Origin of the sequence: Rhodopseudomonas sp. B29, assembly GCF_000333455.1 — a bacterium.
Classification (GTDB): Bacteria; Pseudomonadota; Alphaproteobacteria; order Rhizobiales; family Xanthobacteraceae; genus Rhodopseudomonas.
The window spans coordinates 1-4,179 of sequence record NZ_BADD01000532.1 but is presented as its reverse complement, the minus strand read 5'-3'; the positions used below and the strand labels follow the sequence as shown (position 1 = coordinate 4,179).

At 64.4% G+C, this 4,179-nt stretch carries 3 protein-coding genes; 2 read left to right on the top strand and 1 reads right to left on the bottom strand.

Translation table 11 applies throughout. The features are described from left to right. Positions 1–166: 166 nt before the first annotated feature. A complete protein-coding gene (lepA, locus tag I5M_RS18865) occupies positions 167–1,978 on the bottom strand; it encodes a translation elongation factor 4 (protein ID WP_022722819.1) in 1,812 nt (603 codons plus the stop codon). 145 nt (positions 1,979–2,123) lie between these two features. Between lepA and I5M_RS18860 the strand changes: the two genes are divergently transcribed. Both I5M_RS18860 and I5M_RS30105 read left to right on the top strand, forming a co-directional pair. Continuing rightward, on the top strand, positions 2,124–3,662 hold the full coding sequence (locus I5M_RS18860; protein ID WP_022722818.1) for a glycosyltransferase family 39 protein: 1,539 nt from the start codon (positions 2,124–2,126) through the stop codon (positions 3,660–3,662). Positions 3,663–3,933: 271 nt separating this feature from the next. Next, positions 3,934–4,179 (top strand): Tar ligand binding domain-containing protein (locus I5M_RS30105; protein ID WP_040771785.1); only part of this gene is annotated, 246 nt, incomplete at its 3' end.

The following is a 4,179-nucleotide window of genomic DNA, read 5'->3' as shown; positions in this document are numbered from 1 at the left end:
TTGATCAGCTTACACAATGACGACGGTCCGACAACGAGCAAAAGCCGCGTCCGAACTTCCTTACAACTAATTATTGCTTTTCCGACCTAAGCGGCCTCGCCCCACCTGCGCGGCTCAGCTGCTCGCAAGCCGGCATTGATTTGCCGATTCCCTAAAGAACGCCTCCTCACCCATCCACCTTCAGCGCCGCGATGAACGCCTCCTGCGGAATGTCCACCTTGCCGAACTGGCGCATCCGCTTTTTGCCTTCTTTCTGCTTCTCGAGCAGCTTGCGTTTGCGGGTGATGTCGCCGCCGTAGCATTTGGCGGTGACGTCCTTGCGCAGGGCGCGGACGGTTTCGCGGGCGATCACCTTGCCGCCGATCGCCGCCTGGATCGGGATCTGGAACATGTGCGGCGGAATCAACTCTTTCATCTTCTCGACCATGGCGCGGCCGCGGCCCTCGGCGCGGGTCCGGTGGACCAGCATCGATAGCGCGTCGACCGGCTCGGCATTGACGAGGATCTGCATCTTCACCAGGTCGGCCGGCTTGTAGTCGGTGAGGTGATAGTCGAACGAGGCGTAGCCCTTCGACACGCTCTTCAGCCGATCGTAGAAATCGAACACCACCTCGTTGAGCGGCAGCTCGTACTTCACCATGGCGCGGGCGCCGACGTAAGTCAGCTCCTTCTGATTGCCGCGGCGGTCCTGGCACAGCTTGAGCACGCTGCCGAGATATTCGTCGGGCGTCAGGATCGTCGCCTCGATCCACGGCTCCTGGATCTCGGCGATCTTGACGACGTCCGGCATGTCGACCGGATTGTGGATCTCGAGTTCGGTGCCGTCGGTGAGCTTCATTTTGTAGATGACGCTCGGCGCGGTCGCGATCAGGTCGAGGTCGAACTCTCTGGAGAGCCGCTCCTGGATGATCTCGAGGTGCAGCAGGCCGAGGAAGCCGCAGCGGAAGCCGAAGCCGAGCGCGGCCGAGGTCTCCATCTCGAACGAGAACGACGCGTCGTTGAGCCGCAGCTTGCCCATCGCGGCGCGCAGCGTCTCGAAATCGTCGGCATCGACCGGAAACAGGCCGCAGAACACCACCGGGATGGCCGGCTTGAAGCCCGGCAGCATCTCGGTGATCGGCTTTTTGTCGTCCGTGATGGTGTCGCCGACGCGGGTGTCGGCGACTTCCTTGATGGCGGCGGTAATGAAGCCGATCTCGCCGGGGCCGAGTTCGTCGACATTGACCATCTTGGGCGTGAAGAAGCCGACGCGCTCGACGTCGTAGGCGGCGCCGGTGCCCATCATGCGGATGCGCTGGCCCTTCTTGAGGACGCCGTCGACCACGCGGATCAGCACCACGACGCCGAGATAGACGTCGTACCAAGAGTCGACCAGCAGCGCCTTCAGGGTCGCGTCGCGGTCGCCCTTGGGCGGCGGCAGCCGGGTGACGATGGCTTCCAGCACGTCCGGCACGCCGAGGCCGGTCTTGGCCGAGATCATCACGGCGTCGGAGGCGTCCAGCCCGATCACGTCCTCGATCTGCTGCTTGATTTTCTCGGGTTCGGCCGCCGGCAAATCGACCTTGTTGAGCACCGGGACGATCTCGTGGTTGGCGTCGAGTGCGTGGTAGACGTTGGCGAGCGTCTGTGCCTCGACGCCCTGCGAGGCGTCGACCACCAGCAGCGAACCTTCGCAGGCCGCCAGTGACCGCGACACCTCGTAGGCGAAGTCGACGTGGCCGGGCGTGTCCATCAGGTTGAAGATGTAGTCCTTGCCGTCCTTGGCGCGGTATTTCAGGCGCACGGTCTGCGCCTTGATGGTGATGCCGCGCTCGCGCTCGATGTCCATCGAGTCCAGCACCTGCTCCTTGCCGGCCATTTCGCGGTCGGACATGCCGCCGGTGATCTGGATCAGGCGGTCGGCGAGCGTCGACTTGCCATGGTCGATATGGGCGACGATGGAGAAGTTGCGGATATTGTCGATGGGGACGGTGGTCATGGCCGCGAGATAGCATCGGGCCTCTCCCCCGGCAAGGCGAACGGATGGCGCAACCGCCCGAAAAACCGCCGGTTTTGCGTGCTTGACGGGGGCGGTCCGAACCGATCAAGTCCGCCCGCCTCAAGCACCGGATCGCCAACCTCGCATGCCTGCGACGTCCCCTTCCCGCTTCCGCTTCGCGCCGTTCGAGCGCTGGATCGCCGCATTGCTCGATCCGCAGCGGCAGGAGCGGACCGTCCTGCTGACGCTCGCGGTCTACACGGTCATCTGGACGGCCTACCGGACGATCTCGACCTGGCCGCGCGACCTGCATCCAGATGAGACCGAGCTGTACGACTGGTCGCGGCATCTGGCGTTAGGCAATGCCAAGCACCCGCCACTGTCGGGCTGGATCACCAAAGCCTGGTTCACGCTGGTTCCGGTGTCGGACATCGGCTTTCATCTGCTGGCGACCGTCAACATCGCGCTGACGCTGTGGATCGCCTGGCGGACGATGCGGCGCTACATGAATGCCGAGAAGTCGCTGTTCGGCCTGGCGCTGCTGACGCTGATCCCGTTCTTCAACTTCCTGGCGCTGAAATACAACGCCAACGCAGTGTTGCTGCCGGTATGGGCGGCGACGATCTACTGCTTCCTGCGCGCGCTGGAGTCGCCGGGCGCGTTGTGGGGCGCGCTGGCGGGCTTGTTCGCCGGCGCCTCGATGCTCGGCAAATACTGGTCGATCGTGCTGGTCGGCGCGCTGGGACTCGCGGCGCTGTTCGATCCGCGACGAGGCCGCTTCTTCGCCTCGCCGGCGCCGTGGCTGATGATCATCGCTGGCGGCGCGGTGCTGGCGCCGCACCTCGTCTGGCTGTACGACCACAATTTCCCGACCTTCGGCTATGCCGCAGCGCATGAGTCTTCCGGCTTCGCCGCCAACGCGCGCGATACGGCGACTTATTTGCTCGGCAGCATCGGCTATGCGGCTGCGGCGGTGATCGCTTGGGCTGTCCTGCTGCGGCCGTCGCGGCCTGCGCTCGCCGACCTGATCTGGCCGCTGGATGCGCCGCGTCGCACCGTGCTGATCGCGCAAGTGTTGATGGTGCTGCTGCCGATGGCGGTTGCGCTGATCAGCGGCATCCGCATCGTGCCGTTGTGGACCATGCCGGGATGGACCTTGTTGCCGCTGGTGCTGCTGACGTCACCATTGATCTCAGTCAGCCGCGATACAGTGCGGTCGATCATGGCGGTCGCGGCCGTGGTGTCGGTCGGCGCGCTGTTGGCCTCGCCGATCGTGGCGTTGGCGATCCATTTGCGCGAGCCGCCCGGCCCGGCCGAATACGCCTCGCTGCTCGCCGACCGCATCGAACAGGAATGGCGGACGCATACCGATCAGCCGATCGCCCTGGTGGCAGGCGAGCCGGCGCTCGCCGGCGGCACGGCCTATTATCTGCGCACCGATACGCGGGCCTTCGCCGGCGGAGACTCATCCGCCTTGGCGGCGGAGATCACAACGCGCGGCGGCGTTTTGGTTTGTCCCGCCGAGGACAGCGGCTGCGTCGGGCGTGCCGACCAGATCGCGGCCGGGCAAAATCCGATCCTGCGCGGCCAGGTCTGGCTCAACCGGCCGCTGTTTGGCCTCGCCGGGGCGACGCGCCGCGATATTTACGTACTCGTCCTGCCCAAGCCCAGTCCAAGTCGGTGACCAAGTCCGTGACCGAGTAGCCATACTCCTCAGCCCATGCGCAGGTCCGGGAAAATCTCCTCGTACAAGTACGAGCGCGTAAATTAACCCCTCGACAAGTTCCATTTTGCATGACTGGCGCAACGGAAAGCAAAGCTTTCCGGGGGGCGGTGCCGGTTGTGCTTCCGGCACGACCACCGATTGATAGTTGCTGCGGTCGGGATTGGTGTCCTTCCGGCCACCGCTAGCGGGTACTATCCGCGCGGACGCCCGACCAGAGGGACAGTGATCCATGCTTTCGCAATTTTCCATTCGCACCAAGATCTCGACGCTAGTAGTCGCACTGCTTGTCGTCATGGCAGCGCTCGGCGGCCTCGCACTCCTGAAGATGCGGACGATCAACGCCTCGACGGTCGATATCGCGACCAACTGGATGCCCAGCATGCGCGAGCTCGGCAATCTGCGGACACATCTGGCGATGTTTCGAGTCGTGATGCGTGCTCACGCGATGGAGCCGACCAAGGAAGACAAGGCCTCC

Excerpts from the sequence above, each read along its gene's own strand:
- I5M_RS18860 (WP_022722818.1), top strand. The coding sequence starts at position 2,124 with ATGCCTGCGACGTCCCCTTCCCGCTTCCGCTTCGCGCCGTTCGAGCGC.
- lepA (WP_022722819.1), bottom strand. The coding sequence starts at position 1,978 with ATGACCACCGTCCCCATCGACAATATCCGCAACTTCTCCATCGTCGCC.